The following is a 16,200-nucleotide window of genomic DNA, read 5'->3' on the forward strand; positions in this document are numbered from 1 at the left end:
CGGCTTCGGCCTTCCTTAGAGACCGACCACGCCCGGCAGGCCGGAAATGTCGGAGATTTCCACATAGCCATAGAAAGGGTTGGCCGGCTCGTGACCCCGGTTGACCCAGACCTTGTTCTTGATGCCGAGGTCATGCGCCGACATCAGGTCGTAACGGAAGGACGAGGAGCAATGAAGAATGTCCTCCGGGCCGCAGCCGAGCATATCGAACATGTATTCGAAGGCCCGAAAGCGCGGCTTGTAGGCGTTTGCCTGTTCCGCCGTATAGACGGCGTGGAACGGAGCGCCCAGCTTTGCGACGTTTGAGTGGATCTGGTCGTTCATCGCGTTCGAGAGGATGACGAGCGGGATTTCTCTGGCGACCTTGGCAAGACCGGCAGGAACATCCGCATGGGGACCCCATGTCGGCACGCGCTCGTAGACCATCCTGGCGTCTTCATCCTTGAAGGCGACGCCGTTCGCCTTGCAACTGCGCTCCAGCGAGTTGTGGACGACATCTGCATAGGGTTTCCAGTCGCCCAGGATCTCGTCCAACCGGTAGGCTGCGAAATTCTTGATGAACTTCACCATGCGCGGCTCGTCGAGACGATCACCATAGAGGTCACGCGCAGCTTCGGCCATCTGGAAGTTGGTCAGCGTGCCGTAGCAGTCGAAGGTGATGTATTTCGGGCGGAACGTCGTCATGCGCTTGGTCCTTGCGTGATGGCCCATCGAGCCTTTCGGTTGACGACATGATCATAAGGCCGCTTCGGGCAGCCGAGCCGACTGATTTCCCCCAATCCGAAGCAGAAAGTTTCGTATCGTGGCGCCGGTTTGGCATTTGGTTGCAGATCGTGGCCGGCGTGGCGACCGACGACCAGGCTTTTTTCGACCACGATTGCGGACGTGCGGCATAAGATGCGGTCCCGTGCCGCCGGTTTGGCGAAAGATACCGCCGCCGGCCCCGCCTTCGGATAATCGTCCGGCCCCTTCCCCTCGAAACTCGAAGCTCAAAATGGAGAGCATTGTCGATGCAAGTCGGAGACATCGAAACCATACCTTTCGGCATCGAGCACCTGGATCGCGCCACCCAGCTTTCGCGCGAAGCCGACTGGCCGCACCGCCTGCAGGACTGGCAGGTCGCCCTGCACCTGAGCCACGGCGTGGTCGCGTTGGACGAGACCGGCGAAGTGGTCGGCACGGCATTGATGACCCCTTACGGCGATGACTGCGCCACGATCAACATGGTGATCGTCGGCGCCAACATGCGTGGCCGTGGCGTCGGACGCCGCCTGATGGACGCAGTCCTCGGACTTGGTGGCGAGCGCCCGCTTCGGCTGATCGCCACCTCCGACGGCCTGCCGCTTTATGAAAAGCTGGGTTTCCGAAAGACCGGCGCCGTTTTCCAGCATCAGGGCACCGTTGGCGAAGTACCGGCGCCCACCGACACCGAGACCGCCACGGCTTCCGATCTCTCCGAGATTGCCGCCATCGATCGCGACGCCTTTGGCGCCACCCGCTCGGCGCTGATGGCAAAATTCGCCGAAATCGGCGAGTTCACGGTGATCCGCCGCAGTGGCAAGATCGCAGGGTTTGCCTGCATTAGGGCGTTCGGTCGCGGCGAGGTCGTCGGACCCGTCGTCGCGACGGATCTCGAGGATGCCAAGGCGCTCGTCAGGCATTTCATGAGCCGCAGGTCCGGTGTCTTCCTCAGGGTCGATACCGGCGATGCCGGCCTCGCCGCGTGGCTGGCCGAGCATTCGCTCGCCCATGCGGGCGGCGGCATCGCAATGGCACGCCCGGTCGTGGTCCGTCCCGCGACCTCGACATTCACCACCTTTGCCCTGGCCAACCAAGCCCTCGGCTGATCCGGAGACGACCATGCTCAGCAATTCCCTCATCGAACTCGACCGCGCCCATCTCGTCCATCCTGTCGCGTCTTATCGCGGCCATGAACAGCAGGGCGTGCGGGTGCTCGCCTCGGGCAAGGGCGCGACCGTCACCGACGCTCAAGGACACCAACTGATAGACGGTTTTGCCGGTCTCTGGTGCGTCAATGCCGGTTACGGGCATGAGTCGATCGTCGAGGCCGCCGCCCGTCAGATGCGGGAGCTTCCCTACGCAACCGCCTATTTCGGCCTCGGTTCCGAGCCGGCCATCCGGCTTGCCGCCGAGCTTGCCGACCGTGCACCGGGCGATCTCGACCATGTCTACTTCACGCTTGGCGGCTCGGATGCCGTCGACAGCACGATCCGCTTCATCCGCTATTACTGGATTGCCAAGGGTCAGCCGCAACGCGATCAGTTCATCTCGATCGAGCAGGGTTATCACGGTTCCTCCACGGTCGGCGCCGGCCTGACGGCACTGCCGAACTTCCATGCGGGCTTCGGCATTCCCTTCGACTGGCAGCACAAGATTCCGTCACCTTACCCCTATCGCAACCCGGTCGGCGACGACGCGAAATCGATCATCGAAGCCTCGCTTGCTGCGCTGAAAGCGAAGGTCGAGGCGGTCGGCGCCGATCGCGTGGCGGCCTTCTATGCAGAGCCGATCCAGGGTTCCGGCGGCGTCATCGTTCCGCCCAGGGGCTGGATGAAGGCGATCCGCAACCTCTGCAAGGAATACGGCATCCTGTTCGTCGCCGACGAGGTAATTACCGGCTTCGGCCGCACCGGACCGCTGTTCGCCTGCAGCGAGGATGACATCGTCCCCGATTTCATGACGACGGCCAAGGGCCTGACCTCGGGTTACGTTCCGATGGGCGCTGTGCTCATGGCGGATCATGTCTACCAGGTGATCGCCGATGGCGCCGGTGCCTCGGCGGTCGGGCATGGTTACACCTATTCGGCCCACCCTGTCAGCGCCGCCGTCGGTCTGGAAGTGCTGAGGCTCTACGAAGGCGGGCTGCTCGAGAACGGTATCAAGGCCGGCGCGCGGCTTATGGCAGGTCTCGAAAGCCTCAAGTCCCACCCGCTGGTCGGCGATGTCCGGGGTCGCGGCATGCTGGCGGCCATCGAGCTGGTTACCGACAAAGCCGCCAAAACGCCTCTGCCGGCCGAAGCCGCGCCGGCCCGCCGGGTGTTCGACCGCGCCTGGGACAATGGACTGGTGATCCGGGCCTTTGCGAACGGCGTCATTGGATATGCCCCGCCGCTCTGCTGCACGGAGGCGGATATCGACGCGATTATCGAACGCACCGCAAAGACACTGGATCAGACCCTGGAAGATCCCGATGTCCGCCGCGCGGTGAAGGGTTGACCCGGCCTCGGTGCTGCCGGCCGAAATATCGTCGACAGCCCGTTTTCGAAATTTTGTGCCGAGCGGCCCTACCGATTCGGCGAAAACCGTTCCGTCGAACTGTCACTATTATCGCTAACGAGGGCCTTAAAGCCCGAAAATCCGGGATTTTTGATAGAAAAAGGTCCAGGTTGGGAACAGCATATTCTTTCGCAGACGGCGCTCCGCCAGCAGCATCAACTGGGGATATGGAATTGACAAAAGCTCTTCCGGAATTCAAGTACATGACCTTCGACGTGGTCGGCACGCTCATCGATTTCGAGAGCGGCCTGACGTCCTGCCTGCAGGGGATCGCCGCCGAAGCCGATGTCGCCATCGACAGCGAAGAGGCGCTTTCCCTGTATCGCGCCGCCCGGTATTCCGGAGATGCCGATCTTTTCCCCGACGACCTGGTGCGCGTCTATCTTGCAATTGCGCCGAAGCTCGGACTGCCGGCCGAGGAGGCCTATGGCATTCGCCTGCGGGATTCCGCCAAGATCTGGAAGGCTTTTCCCGATAGTTCCGCGGCGATGGCAGAGCTTGGCAGGCGTTATCGCCTGATCGCCATGACCAATGCGCGCCGCTGGGCTTTCGACTATTTCGCAGCGGCGCTCGGCAATCCGTTTTATGCCGCTTTCACCGCCGACGACACCGGTACGGAAAAGCCTGATCCGGCCTTCTTCCACAAGGTGTTCGACTTCGTTGCCAAGGATGGGGACGACAAGAGCGACATCCTGCATGTCGCCCAGAGCCAGTATCACGACATTGGCGTTTCCCGCGATCTCGGCATGACGAATTGCTGGATCCAGCGTCGACATGCGCAGCCTGGCTACGGCGGCACGATCGAGCCGTCGCAGTTCACCGAACCCGACTATCATTTCAAGTCCATGGCCGGACTGGCCGAAGCTGTGAGGACCGCGCACGGCAGCTGACAGAATTCACGATTTTCAAGCATCGGGCCAAAACCACGGAAGATGGGTTACCCGCCAACCAGCGAAAAGGGGAATGACATGAACGACAAGATCACGAACTGGACCACGTCCGACGACGCTTTGATCGAGACCGCCATCCGCCGGGGCGCAAGCCGCCGCGAACTGCTGACGATGATGTTGGCAGGTGGCGTTGCGCTTTCCGCAGGTGGCCTGATCCTCGGCCGCGCCTCCAGCGCGGTGGCGGCCACCCCGAAGTCGGGCGGGCATTTGAAGGCGGCCGGCTGGTCGTCGTCGACCGCCGATACACTCGATCCGGCCAAGGCGTCGCTGTCGACCGACTACGTCCGCTGTTGCGCAATCTACAATCGCCTGACTTTCCTTGATAAGGGCGGCACCGTTCAGATGGAACTTGCCGAAAGCATCAAGAGCGGAGACGCCAAGGTCTGGACCGTCAAGCTTCGCTCCGGCGTCACCTTCCACGACGGCAAGTCGCTGTCGTCGAAAGACGTCGTCTTCTCGCTGAAGCGGCATCTCGATCCTGCCGTCGGCTCCAAGGTCAACGCGATTGCCAAACAGATCGCCGACGTCAAGGACGTCGACTCGCTGACGGTCGAGATTACCCTGGCCAACCCGAATGCCGACTTGCCGACCATCCTGTCGCAGCACCATTTCATGATCGTGCAGGACGGGACGACCGACTTTTCGAAGGGCATCGGTACCGGCGCGTTCAAGATGGAAACCTTCCAGCCGGGCGTCAAATCGATCTTCACCAAGAATCCCAACTACTTCAAGGCTGACGGTCCCAACGTGGATTCGTTCGAATTCTTCGCCATCAGCGACGACAACGCGCGCGTCAACGCTCTGCTTTCGGGGGATATCCATCTCGCGGCGTCGATCAAGCCGCGCTCGATGAAGCTGGTGGAAAGCCAACCCGGCTTCGTGCTGTCGCAGACGACGTCGGGCAACTATACCGACCTCAACATCCGTCTCGATCTCGCCCCCGGCAACAAGGCCGATTTCGCTGCCGGCATGAAATATCTAATCAACCGGCAGCAGATTCAGAAATCCGTGTTGCGTGGCCTCGCCGAAATCGCAAACGACCAGCCGGTCTCTCCGGCCAGCGTCTATCATAATGCGGAACTGAAACCGAAAGCCTACGATCCGGACAAGGCCAAGTTCCATTTCCAGAAGGCCGGCCTGCTCGGCCAGTCCATCCCGATGATCACGTCGGAAGCGCCGAACGCGGCGGTTGAAATGGCGACGCTCCTCCAGCAGTCGGGTTCCGAGATCGGCATGAAGTTTGACGTTCAGCGCGTTCCTTCCGATGGCTATTGGTCGAATTACTGGCTGAAGGCACCGGTTCACTTCGGCAATATCAACCCGCGGCCAACGCCGGACATCCTGTTCTCGCTTCTCTATGCCTCCAACGCACCGTGGAATGAAAGCCAGTACAAGTCGGAGAAATTCGATAATATGCTCGTCGAGGCGCGCGGTCTTCTCGACGAGGCCAAGCGCAAGGAAATCTACGGCCAGATGCAGGTGATGATTTCCGAGGAAGCCGGTACGGTCATCCCGGTCTACATTTCGAACGTGGATGCGATCTCGGGGAAATTGAAGGGCCTTGAAGCCAACCCGCTCGGCGGCATGATGGGTTACGCCTTTGCCGAATACGTCTGGCTCGACGCCTGAGGCTTGATCCTTGGCGGCAGGGGAAGCTTTCTCTGCCGCCGTGGTTGCGCCTGATAGCGCTGTCCTGGTTCGTCCATGGATGGTGCCGGCTATCTCGAACTTTTCAGGCAAGGAGATCCCATTGCGCACCTACGTCCTTGGACTCATCACGAACCGGCTCGGCAGTTCCGCGCTGACGCTGCTGATCGTGTCCTTTGCGGTTTTCTTTGCAACGGCAATGCTGCCTGGCGATACTGCCACGATCCTGCTCGGTCAGGCCGCGACGCCGGACGCCGTTGCCGGCCTCAGGGCCGCGATGCATCTCGACGAACCCGCCTTCCTCCGCTTCGGGCGATGGCTCATCGGATTGCTGCAGGGCGATCTGGGGATATCCTATGTCAACAATCTACCGGTCGCAGAGCTGATCGGAGCGCGGTTCGTCAACACGATGCGCCTTGCCGGCATCGTCACTCTTTTTGCGGTTCCCCTGTCGCTGACGCTTGGCATCACCGCCGCTATGTTTCGCGGTTCGGTCTATGACCGTATCGTGACGATCCTGACGATCGGCATCATCTCGGTGCCCGAGTTCATGATTGCGACCTCGGCCGTGCTCCTGTTCTCCGTCTATCTCAAATGGTTGCCGGCGCTTTCGTTCGCCAGCGATGTCACGTCCTTCTGGCAGGTGCTGAGGATTTACGCCATGCCGGTCATCACGCTCACCTTTGTCGTCTCGGCCCAGATGATCCGCATGACCCGCGCCGCCGTCATCGATACGATCAACACGCCCTATGTCGAGGCCGCGATCCTCAAAGGTGCGTCACGCTGGCGCGCAGTCCTGCTGCACGCATTGCCGAATGCGGTCGGCCCGATCGCCAATGCGATTGCTCTCTCGCTCTCCTATCTGGTCGGCGGCGTCATCATCGTCGAGACGATCTTCAACTACCCGGGCGTCGCAAAGCTGATGGTCGATGGTGTTTCCACGCGGGATCTGCCGCTCATTCAATCCTGCGCCATCATTTTCTGCGTCGGCTACCTCACACTCATCACGTTCGCCGACATTGTTGCAATCCTGGCCAATCCGAGGGTGCGCTGACCATGACGACGCTTACAACGCGGCCCCGTAGAGTGAGTTATCGTTTCAGCTGGGTTGGAATGATCGGTTTTGCGATCATTCTCTTCTGGGCGGTGATCGCCCTTCTCGCGCCCCATATCATCCCCTATCCCGTCGGCGAGATCATCGACGAAGACTATTTCGGCCCGATGAGCAGCAAACTGCTTCTCGGCTCCGACTATCTGGGCCGGGACATGTTCTCGCGCATCATGATGGGCGCCCGCTATACGGTCGGCATCTCGCTTGCGGCCGTCTGCCTTGCGTGTTTCAGCGGTGCGGCGCTCGGCATGGCGGCTGCCGTTATCGGCGGCTGGTTCGATACGCTATTGAGCCGCCTCCTCGACGCCCTCAACTCAATTCCCAGCAAGCTTTCGGGTCTGGTCGTCGCTGCCGCGGTCGGGTCGTCGCTTCCCGTTCTGATCATCATGCTCGCCGTGATCTACACGCCCGGCGCCTATCGGTTTGCCCGATCACTTGCCGTAAACGTGAATACGATGGATTACATCACGGTCGCCCGAACCCGTGGCGAGGGCATTACTTATGTCGTCTTTTCGGAAATCCTGCCGAACATCACCGGGCCACTGCTTGCCGATTTCGGCCTCCGCTTCGTGTTCGTCGTCCTCCTTCTCTCCGGGCTTTCCTTCCTGGGTCTCGGCGTCCAGCCGCCCTATGCGGATTGGGGAGCACTGGTTCACGAGAATATCGGCGGCCTGCCATTCGGGGCGCCTGCCGTCATCGTTCCCTCGCTGGCAATTGCGAGCCTCACCATCAGCGTCAATCTGCTGATCGACAATTTGCCCAAGAAGATCCGCGATCGGAGCACGTGAATGGAAAATCTCGTAGAAATTCGCGATTTGAGGGTCGAGGCAACCACCGATGCGGGCCGTCGCATCGAGATTATCAAAGGCATCGACCTCGATGTTGCGCCGGGCGAAATCGTCGCCCTAATCGGAGAAAGCGGATCGGGAAAGACGACCATCGCGCTGACAATCATGGGCTATGCCCGTCCCGGCTGTCGGATCTCGAGCGGCAGCGTCACAGTGGCCGGCAAGGACATGGTGACGCTGAGCGAGCCTCAGCGCGCACATGTGCGTGGCCTCGAGGTCTCCTATGTGCCGCAGTCAGCCGCGGCCGCGTTCAACCCGTCGAAGCGCATCATCGACCAGGTCGTGGAAGTGACGCGCATCCATCGTCTGATGCCGATAGCGCAGGCCAGGGAGAAGGCGATTTCCCTGTTCAGGGCGCTTTCGCTGCCCAATCCCGAGCAGATCGGCAACCGTTATCCGCACCAGGTTTCTGGTGGCCAGTTGCAGCGTCTTGCCGCCGCGATGGCGCTCATCGCCGATCCGAAGCTCGTCATATTCGACGAGCCGACAACCGCGCTCGACGTGACCACCCAGATCGAGGTGCTGCGCGCCTTCAAGGCGGTGATGAAGAAAAGCGGCATCGCCGGCGTCTATGTATCCCACGATCTGGCGGTCGTCGCACAGATCGCCGACCGCATCGTCGTGCTGCGCGGCGGCGATGTGCAGGAAGTCGGCAGCACCGCCGATATCCTGTCCGATGCCAAGCATCCCTATACGCGCGAGCTGCTGTCGGCGTTTGAACCGAAGTCTCGCGGCGAAAGCGTCGTCGTTGCAGCGCGGGAACACGCGCCGCTCCTGAAGGTCAATGGCCTGATTGCCGGATACGGCCCAGTCCAAGCCGACGGTCTGCCGCTCGTCAAGGCCGTGCAGGAGGCAAGCCTCTCCCTGGAACGAGGCCGCAATCTCGGCATCATCGGTGAATCCGGCTGCGGCAAGTCCACGCTTGCTCGCTCGATTGCCGGTATCCTGCCCGCATCAGCCGGTCAACTAACCCTCGACGGGCGCGACCTTGCCCGCTCCGCCCGGCAGAGAAGCCGCGAGCAGTTGCGCGAGCTGCAGATCGTCTTCCAGCATGCCGACACCTCGCTCAATCCGGCCAAAACGATCGAGGAAATTCTCGGACGGCCGCTGAAATTCTACCACGGCATGAAGGGCAAGATCCGGGATGCCCGGATCGACGAGCTTCTCGACATGGTCCGCCTGCCGAAGACCCTTCGCAGCCGGACCCCCGCCGAGCTTTCGGGCGGTCAGAAACAGCGCGTCAATTTTGCCCGGGCGCTCGCCGCCGAACCGAAACTGATCGTCTGCGACGAGATCACCTCTGCCCTCGACACCGTCGTTGCCGCGGCGGTCATCGATCTCCTCAAGGAAATGCAGCGGGAACTTTCCCTCTCCTACATCTTCATCAGCCACGATCTCTCGGTTGTCGAGGCGATCTGCGACGAGATCGTCGTGATGTATAACGGCCGCAAGGTCGAGGAAATCACGCCTGCGATCTCGAAGGTCCCGCAGCACCCCTATTCGAAACTGCTGTTCTCGTCCGTGCCGAAGCTCGATCCGAGCTGGCTCGATCGCCTGGAGCGCGATCCGGAACTCGTCAAAACCTATGTGCACGGCTGAGGCGGCAATTGCCGTCTAACTTCCATGGGCAATGCGGCTTGGACCCAAGCGCGGCTATACCCGGAACAGGCTGATGAGCGGCATATGCGCTTTGACGATCGGTGACTTCAGGACAACGAAGCTGAAATATTTGTCGATTCCGATATCCATATCGGTCAGCCGTTCCATGATTGTCTGATATTCGCCGATACCGGCGGTGACGAATTTGAGCATATAGTCGTACCCGCCCGACACCAGGTGGCATTCGATCACCTGGTCGACTTTTTCCACGGCTGCGAGAAAACGCGCGAAGTCGATCTGCCGATGGTTTTTGAGCGTGATCTCGGTGAAGACCGTCAAGGTCTGGCCAAGCTTGCCGATGTTGATCTGGGCCGAATAACCCTCGATATACCCTTCTTGCTGAAGCTTCTTGACCCGCATCAGGCAGGGGCTGGGTGAAAGATTGACCAGTTCGGCAAGCTCGACATTGGTGATGCGACCGTTCTTCTGCAACTCGTAGAGGATCTTGATGTCGATACGATCGAGCTTCACGTGAGGACACCTCCCAAGGGCAGCGGCATTTTATGCCGCAGATTTCCGAGATCGACTTTAACGTATTGGCTTGTCTTGTCTATTCCATTCTGCGCACGAACGGTCGGCACAATAAGTTGCATCATCGGCCATGAGCGGAATCTTGTGCGGTTCAAGCGGCGTGTGCAGTAACCTCGATACGGGATGCACCATTATGATGACGCACCGACCCGTCTGCGCCAGGAGATCGATTGTCATGCCAGCACCGCTCACGCTCGTCGAAACCGACGCCCGACTGCCGACTGCCGCCGACGCGGTCGTCATCGGGGCCGGTATCGTCGGCGTCTTCACGGCTTATTATCTCGCCGGACGCGGCCTGAAGGTGGTGCTCGTCGAGAAGGGGCGTGTCGGCGCCGAGCAGTCGAGCCGCAACTGGGGCTGGTGCCGGCAGCAGAACCGCGATGCGCGCGAACTTCCGATGGCGACCAAAAGCCTCGACCTGTGGGAACGCTTTGCCGCCGAGACCGGCGAGGATACCGGCTTCCGGCGCTGCGGTCTCCTCTATCTCAGCAACAACGAGGAAGAACTGGCAGGCTGGGCCCGCTGGCGGGATTTCGCCCGCACGGTGGGCGTCACCACCCACATGCTCGACAGTGCCGAGGCAACCGAGCGCGGCAAGGCGACGCGACGCAGCTGGAAAGGCGGCGTGTACTCGCCGACGGACGGGACCGCCGACCCCGCCAACGCGGCCCCGGCAGTCGCCCGCGCGATCGTAAAACTGGGCGGGGCGGTGCTCCAGAACTGCGCGGCGCGCGGCATCGAGACGGAAGGCGGCAGGCTCTCGGCTGTGGTAACCGAACACGGCACGATCCGGACCAAGGTCGCAATCCTTTCCGGCGGTGCCTGGGCGTCGTCCTTCTGCCGCCAGCTCGGCATTCGGTTCCCGCAGGCCTCGACCCGCTCCTCCATTCTCTCCGTCGGTCCCGGTGACGGGAACCTGCCGGATGCGCTCCACACCGCCCGCGTCTCGGTGACCCGCCGGGGTGACGGTGGCCACACGCTCGCCATCAGCGGACGCGGACGGATCGACCTGACGGCCCAGAACATCCGTTTCGCGGCGCAGTTCCTGCCGATGTTCATGCGCCGCTGGCGCAGCCTGTCACCCGGCGGCCTTGAAGGTCTGCGCAGCGGTCATGAAAGCCTGGCCCGCTGGCGGCTGGACCGGCCAACGCCGATGGAGCATATGCGCATCCTCGACCCGGCCATCGACGCCAGCACGATCAAGCTGACATATAAGCGCGCCGTCGAACTGCTGCCGGCGATCGGCGGGCGCCGCATCACTGCGAGCTGGGCCGGCTATATCGACTCGACCCCCGACGGGGTTCCGGCGATCGGCGAAGTCGCGAGTGTTCCGGGTTTCGTTCTGGCCGCGGGGTTCAGCGGCCACGGTTTTGGTATCGGACCCGGCGCCGGCCACCTGATCGCCGACATCGTCACCGCCGCCACCCCGATCGTCGACCCGCTACCCTATCATCCCAAACGTTTTCAAACGTCCGCCTGGGGCAAGGTGGCGGATTTCTGATCTTGGAGCCTATAGACTAGAGTGAGACCCGCGAACCAAAGGACACGGTGAACCGGATGCAGGCACGCCAGCTTGAGGTCTTTTGCATGCTCATGCGGACCGGAACGGTGACCGGAGCTGCAGCGATGCTCAACATATCGCAGCCGGCGCTCAGCCAGATCCTGCTGCATGCCGAGGACCAGTTGGGCTTCAAGCTTTTCAACCGGGTCCGCGGGAAGCTGGTTCCGACCCGGGAGGCCGAAGAACTTTATCCGGAGTGCGAACGGATTTTCTCCGAACTCGGCGCCCTTCGGCGCCGCACCACGGACATGCGTTTCGGCCGCACCGGACTGATCCGGGTCGCCGCATCGGCACCGCCGGCGATGGCGATCGTACCCAAAGCGCTTCTGTCGTTCCGTGCGGCCCATCCCGATATCGTCGTGCGCTCGCTGATCGCCCCGCTGGTCAACGTCGTCGATATGATCCGGGACGGTGATGCGCCGCTTGGAATCGTGATGAACAACACGGCCCGCCCCGGCATCGAGGTGGAGACACTCGGGCACACGCAGCTTGTCTGCATCGTCCCTGAACACCATCGGCTGGCCGAATTGGATCGGATCGGCTTTGCCGACCTGCAGGACGAGACTTTGATCTCCTACCGGGCCGGCACACTGCCGGGCCGCCTTCTGGTCAGCGCCGCGGCCGCGGAAATGCAGATATTCAACCCGGCGATCGAGATCGATATCTCGATTACCGCCCTCCCCTTCGTCCGCGACGGCTTTGGTGTCGCAATCGTTGACGGGCTCCTGCCATGGCAGCAATTCCCGGGCCTTGTCCTCAAGCCGCTGCGGCAGAAGATTTCCGTGCCGATTGCCCTGCTCACCAGCCGGGACCGGCCTTTGACGGGAAGCCATCTCGCCATGCGCGACAATCTGCGCGACGCCTGCGCCAGCGTCCTGAAGGCAAGCGGTCTGGTACCATAAGCCTGCTAGCCAACCGGTCAGGCATCGCGAACCCACAGGCCGATCGGCAGGGGCCTGGCCGGCGCCTGTTCGCGGAGCCGTCCCGCATCGCAAACCTTGATGCACGCCTTCTCGGCGATCAACTCGGCACAGGCGAGCTGACAGTAACGCCCCTGGCAGCGGCCCATTCCGACGCGCGCCAGCGATTTGACCCGGTTGGCTTCGCCCCCGCCATAAACGACGCTCTCGCGCAACTGGCCCGCCGTCACCCCTTCACAGCGGCAGACGATCGTACAGTCGGGAACGGCGCGGACCATGTCGCCGGGCCAGGGAAAGGCACGTGCAATGGCGCGGGCAAACCGTTCATATCGGCCCAACCGGCGCAGATCCGACCCCGCGTCCGGCGAAGGAAGCCCCATATCGGCAAGGCAGGCAGTCGCGGCAAGCCGACCGGCGACCTCCGCCCCGTCCGCACCGAGAATTCTCAGGCCATCACCGGCCAGATAAAGCCCCTCGGCCGCCCTGCCCATCCGGTCGGTCCGGGGCAGCCATTGCGACCAGCTTTCGTCGTAGTCGAACCTGCAGCCTGCCAGGCCCGCGAGCTGCGTTTCGGCGCGCAGATGCCAGCCGAGGCCAACCATGTCGCATGCCGTCACATGGGCCCGGCCGTTTGCATCCCGCCAGCACAGGCCGACGGGGCCGCGTTCGTCTGTTTCGATCCGCTCCAAGGTCACACCGGCATGATAAAGCCGGCCGAGCTTTGTCCGCATCAGCAGGCCACGCAGGACCAGGCCCGGCCTTGCCAGCATGCCCGGAAGACCCGCCGCCTGATCGCGGATCGCGGACGTGTCGAGGATCGCGGCGATTTTGGCGCCGGCGTTCGCCAACTGGGTCGCGACGAGTGTCAGCAGCGGCCCCGAACCGGCAAGAACGATCCGGCTGCCGAGGGCCACGCCCTGCGCCTTCAGGGCGATCTGTGCCGCCCCGAGGCTGTAGACACCCGGCGCCTGCCAGCCGGGGACCGGCGCCAGGCGATCCATGGCGCCGGTGGCAAGGATCAGGCGGTCGTAGGTGAAATCCCTGCGACCGGCCGGCGTCAGCGCCTGCAGGAAATGGCCGGCGATCGTCAGGACCGAACTTTGCGGATGATAGTCGATCTGTCCGGCGGCAACCATGCGGTCGAACACCGTATGAAGCGCCGCGGCCTTGCGGGCTACCGATCCGTAGAGCTGGGCCGGCGGTCGCGCGAAACCGTGTGGCGGGCGTCGATAGATCTGGCCGCCGGCTTTGATGCCCTCGTCGATGACGATGGGTCTGATCCCGGCATGGACCAGACGCTCGGCGGCGCGGATTCCGGCCGGGCCGGCGCCGACGATCACCACGTTTTCAGCGCCCGGCGGCGTCATGGCCATGTTTCCGGCGGCACAGTCCGCAATTGCATACCCTCGGTGACCAATGTGGAACACGCACGCAGCCGCCCGCCCTCTTCCTGCCACAGCCAGCAATCCTGGCAGGCTCCCATCAGACAGAAGCCGGCCCGTTTCTCTTTGCCGAATTCCGACTGGCGCACGGCAGGCGCGCAGACCAGGACGGCGGTGAGCACCGTGTCGCCGGCCAGTGCCTCGCAATCGACGCCATCCAGCCGGAACCGCACCGGCGGCCTGCCCTTTTCGGCAAGGCGCACAATTCGGCCCCACAGGCCGGCAGGCTGCAATCGCGACGTCATTCGGCAGCCTCTTTCCGTGCCTCGGCAGGGCTTGGCATGTTCGTGAAACGTGCGCGCACATCCGCGAACGCGGCGGCCACGCCTTCGGCTCCGATCCGCCCCTTCATCCGACGGAAGATCTCCGTCTTGGTGAAGAAGCGCCAATGGATGGGAAGGCCCTGCAGCAGGTCGGTCAGCAGGTCGTAGGCCTCAGGCGTCCATTGCGCCTCGTAGCCCTCGCGCTCGGGACCATAGTGGAAGTGCCCGGTCGGCGCGGTCCGAGCGGCTCTCACCTTTTCGGTTTCAGCCTCGTCCACGATGCCGCCGCGGATGACGACGCCGTAGTCACGCCCGGCAGCCTCGGAGGAAACATAACCGCGTGCGACGTCCTGCGCGACGCGCCAGGTCTCGCGCTCGATCGGGTTGCCGCGCCCGCCGCCGCCGGCTGAGCGGATCTCCAGGACATCGCCGGGCTGCAGAACCGCGGTATCGATATTGCCGAGCCGCTGAAAGTCGTCGCGGCCGGGGTTCAGCACCATGTCGGAGAGGCCGGCCGCTCTGCCGCCCAGCGTGCCCCAGGGTCGGAAAAAGCTGCGGTCGCGGTTGCGGGCGGTGATACGGCTGCCGGGCGAGAAGACCCGGAAGGCCATTTCGGTCGCCAGCCCGCCGCGCCAGCGTCCGGCGCCACCGCTGTCCTTTGCCAGGCCGTATTTGACGAACTCGATCGGCACTTCCGTCTCGGTGATCTCGATCGGCGTATTCTTGAGATAGGCGGCATCGGCGCCGGAGCCGTTGGTGCCATCGCGGTGGGGCATGCCGCCGCCGCCGCCGACCACCGGATTGACGGCGGCAATCACGGTACGGCCGTTTCGTTCGTCGGTCGTCATGACGTTGACGATGCAATTGTTGCCTGCAGGTGCTGCCGGCAGCTTTTCAGGCACGGCCTGGCAGAAGGCGCCGAATATGACGGATCGCAGCCGCGCGCAGGTCAGCGAGCGCATGCCGACCGCAGCCGGCGCGATCGGATTGAGGACACTGCCCTTTGGCGTGATGCAGGTGAACGGTCTCGTCAGGCCGGTATTGAGGAGGATCTTCGGGTTCAGCGTGTAAAGTACGTAATAGACACCGACCAGAAGCATCGTATGGCGCGGATCGCCGCCCGACGGGACATTGAGCGAAGAGCCGAGCTGCGGATCGGAACCGGTGAAATCGAGAATCGCCTCGTCGGCCCGGATCGTCAGCGTCAGCTTCAGCCGGCACGGGTTGGCTTCGACCGAATCCTCGTCGGCATAATCGACGAATTTCCAGGTCCCGTCAGGCATCGAGCGCAGAAGATCGCGCGCCTGCGCTTCGGCGTGGTCGAGCAGGACCTCGGTGCCTTCGAGAAAGACCTCCCTCCCGAATTTTTCAACCATGGCGAGGATCTTGCGCTCGCCCGTGTTGAGCGCCCCGACCAGGGCCTTCATGTCGCCGATATTGAGATCGGGCTTGCGGACATTGGTGGTCATGATCTTCAGGATGTCTTCGTCGAAAACACCTTCATTGACCAGTTTCATCGGCGGGAAGCGGATGCCCTCCTGATGGATTTCCGTCAACGCTCGCGACAGGGAGGCCGGCACCGCGCCGCCCATGTCGGTGTTGTGGATATGACCGCCGGTCCAGGCGATGATCTCGCCATCGTAGAAGACCGGTTTCCACAGATGGGTGTCCGGCGCGTGCGTCGCCACGAAGCAGGAATAGGGATCGTTGGTGAATGCCACGTCGCCGGGCTTGTAGTCGTCGATCATCGCGATCGCGCGGCCATAGGTGAGACCCGGATACCAGGTCGCGCCCATTCCCATCGGTACGCCGAACGTCTCGCCTTTGCGGTTGACCAGCATGACCGTGAAGTCTTCCGTCTCCTTGACGAAAGCGGAATGCGCGGTCCGCTGCAGCGTATAAGCCATGTTTTCGGCGGCAGCGCGGGTGTGATTGGCAAACACCTGAAGGTTCAAGGGATCGAACATGGGC

14 protein-coding genes are annotated in these 16,200 nt (G+C 62.6%); 9 read left to right on the plus strand and 5 right to left on the minus strand.

What is annotated here, in order from left to right:
• Window positions 1–15 precede the first annotated feature (15 nt).
• Window positions 16–684 (minus strand): haloacid dehalogenase type II, encoded by a 669-nt coding sequence (locus tag C5L10_RS01880; protein WP_105428366.1) that lies wholly within the window; start codon window positions 682–684, stop codon window positions 16–18.
• A gap of 326 nt (window positions 685–1,010) precedes the next feature.
• Here C5L10_RS01880 and C5L10_RS01885 point away from each other — a divergent pair, with 326 nt between their 5' ends.
• From C5L10_RS01885 to C5L10_RS01915, 7 genes are all read left to right on the plus strand, one after another.
• Complete coding sequence (locus tag C5L10_RS01885; RefSeq protein WP_105428276.1) at window positions 1,011–1,847, plus strand: GNAT family N-acetyltransferase; 837 nt, start codon at window positions 1,011–1,013, stop codon at window positions 1,845–1,847.
• A 13-nt stretch (window positions 1,848–1,860) separates the two neighbouring features.
• Window positions 1,861–3,237 (plus strand): aspartate aminotransferase family protein, encoded by a 1,377-nt coding sequence (locus tag C5L10_RS01890; RefSeq protein ID WP_105428277.1) that lies wholly within the window; start codon window positions 1,861–1,863, stop codon window positions 3,235–3,237.
• A 233-nt stretch (window positions 3,238–3,470) separates the two neighbouring features.
• On the plus strand, window positions 3,471–4,187 hold the full coding sequence (locus C5L10_RS01895; RefSeq protein WP_172716868.1) for an HAD-IA family hydrolase: 717 nt from the start codon (window positions 3,471–3,473) through the stop codon (window positions 4,185–4,187).
• Between the two features lie 78 nt (window positions 4,188–4,265).
• Window positions 4,266–5,876, plus strand: coding sequence for an ABC transporter substrate-binding protein (locus tag C5L10_RS01900; RefSeq protein ID WP_105428279.1), 1,611 nt, complete (start codon window positions 4,266–4,268; stop codon window positions 5,874–5,876).
• A gap of 79 nt (window positions 5,877–5,955) precedes the next feature.
• A complete protein-coding gene (locus tag C5L10_RS01905; RefSeq protein ID WP_371411906.1) occupies window positions 5,956–6,948 on the plus strand; it encodes an ABC transporter permease in 993 nt (330 codons plus the stop codon).
• 2 nt (window positions 6,949–6,950) lie between these two features.
• A complete protein-coding gene (locus C5L10_RS01910) occupies window positions 6,951–7,793 on the plus strand; it encodes an ABC transporter permease (protein WP_172716869.1) in 843 nt (280 codons plus the stop codon).
• Window positions 7,794–9,452, plus strand: a complete 1,659-nt coding sequence (locus C5L10_RS01915) for an ABC transporter ATP-binding protein (protein WP_105428281.1) — start codon at window positions 7,794–7,796, stop codon at window positions 9,450–9,452. It abuts the gene before it with no gap.
• Window positions 9,453–9,506: 54 nt separating this feature from the next.
• Here C5L10_RS01915 and C5L10_RS01920 read toward each other — a convergent pair whose 3' ends face one another.
• Complete coding sequence (locus tag C5L10_RS01920) at window positions 9,507–9,983, minus strand: Lrp/AsnC family transcriptional regulator (RefSeq protein ID WP_105428282.1); 477 nt, start codon at window positions 9,981–9,983, stop codon at window positions 9,507–9,509.
• 235 nt (window positions 9,984–10,218) lie between these two features.
• Between C5L10_RS01920 and C5L10_RS01925 the strand changes: the two genes are divergently transcribed.
• Both C5L10_RS01925 and C5L10_RS01930 read left to right on the plus strand, forming a co-directional pair.
• Entirely contained in the window at window positions 10,219–11,544 is a 1,326-nt protein-coding gene (locus C5L10_RS01925) for an FAD-binding oxidoreductase (RefSeq protein ID WP_105428283.1), read from the plus strand.
• A gap of 56 nt (window positions 11,545–11,600) precedes the next feature.
• Complete coding sequence (locus C5L10_RS01930; RefSeq protein ID WP_105428284.1) at window positions 11,601–12,506, plus strand: LysR family transcriptional regulator; 906 nt, start codon at window positions 11,601–11,603, stop codon at window positions 12,504–12,506.
• 17 nt (window positions 12,507–12,523) lie between these two features.
• On the opposite strand, the gene C5L10_RS01935 is transcribed toward C5L10_RS01930, so the two are convergent.
• From C5L10_RS01935 to C5L10_RS01945, 3 genes are read right to left on the minus strand one after another with little or no spacing between them, the layout of a single operon-like run.
• The gene (locus tag C5L10_RS01935) at window positions 12,524–13,891 is read right to left on the minus strand and encodes an NAD(P)/FAD-dependent oxidoreductase (RefSeq protein ID WP_105428285.1); all 1,368 of its coding nucleotides are present in this window, start codon (window positions 13,889–13,891) and stop codon (window positions 12,524–12,526) included.
• Window positions 13,888–14,211 (minus strand): (2Fe-2S)-binding protein, encoded by a 324-nt coding sequence (locus C5L10_RS01940; RefSeq protein WP_105428286.1) that lies wholly within the window; start codon window positions 14,209–14,211, stop codon window positions 13,888–13,890. Before C5L10_RS01940 ends, C5L10_RS01935 begins: the two co-directional genes overlap by 4 nt.
• Complete coding sequence (locus tag C5L10_RS01945; RefSeq protein ID WP_105428287.1) at window positions 14,208–16,196, minus strand: hydantoinase B/oxoprolinase family protein; 1,989 nt, start codon at window positions 16,194–16,196, stop codon at window positions 14,208–14,210. The genes C5L10_RS01940 and C5L10_RS01945 overlap by 4 nt, the downstream gene beginning before the upstream one ends.
• Between the last annotated feature and the right edge of the window lie 4 nt (window positions 16,197–16,200).

This window comes from Neorhizobium sp. T6_25 (assembly GCF_002968555.1).
GTDB lineage: Bacteria > Pseudomonadota > Alphaproteobacteria > Rhizobiales > Rhizobiaceae > Neorhizobium.

Excerpts from the sequence above, each read along its gene's own strand:
- C5L10_RS01880 (WP_105428366.1), bottom strand. The coding sequence starts at position 684 with ATGACGACGTTCCGCCCGAAATACATCACCTTCGACTGCTACGGCACG.
- C5L10_RS01885 (WP_105428276.1), top strand. The coding sequence starts at position 1,011 with ATGCAAGTCGGAGACATCGAAACCATACCTTTCGGCATCGAGCACCTG.
- C5L10_RS01890 (WP_105428277.1), top strand. The coding sequence starts at position 1,861 with ATGCTCAGCAATTCCCTCATCGAACTCGACCGCGCCCATCTCGTCCAT.
- C5L10_RS01900 (WP_105428279.1), top strand. The coding sequence starts at position 4,266 with ATGAACGACAAGATCACGAACTGGACCACGTCCGACGACGCTTTGATC.
- C5L10_RS01905 (WP_371411906.1), top strand. The coding sequence starts at position 5,956 with ATGGTGCCGGCTATCTCGAACTTTTCAGGCAAGGAGATCCCATTGCGC.
- C5L10_RS01910 (WP_172716869.1), top strand. The coding sequence starts at position 6,951 with ATGACGACGCTTACAACGCGGCCCCGTAGAGTGAGTTATCGTTTCAGC.
- C5L10_RS01915 (WP_105428281.1), top strand. The coding sequence starts at position 7,794 with ATGGAAAATCTCGTAGAAATTCGCGATTTGAGGGTCGAGGCAACCACC.
- C5L10_RS01925 (WP_105428283.1), top strand. The coding sequence starts at position 10,219 with ATGCCAGCACCGCTCACGCTCGTCGAAACCGACGCCCGACTGCCGACT.
- C5L10_RS01930 (WP_105428284.1), top strand. The coding sequence starts at position 11,601 with ATGCAGGCACGCCAGCTTGAGGTCTTTTGCATGCTCATGCGGACCGGA.
- C5L10_RS01935 (WP_105428285.1), bottom strand. The coding sequence starts at position 13,891 with ATGACGCCGCCGGGCGCTGAAAACGTGGTGATCGTCGGCGCCGGCCCG.
- C5L10_RS01940 (WP_105428286.1), bottom strand. The coding sequence starts at position 14,211 with ATGACGTCGCGATTGCAGCCTGCCGGCCTGTGGGGCCGAATTGTGCGC.
- C5L10_RS01945 (WP_105428287.1), bottom strand. The coding sequence starts at position 16,196 with ATGTTCGATCCCTTGAACCTTCAGGTGTTTGCCAATCACACCCGCGCT.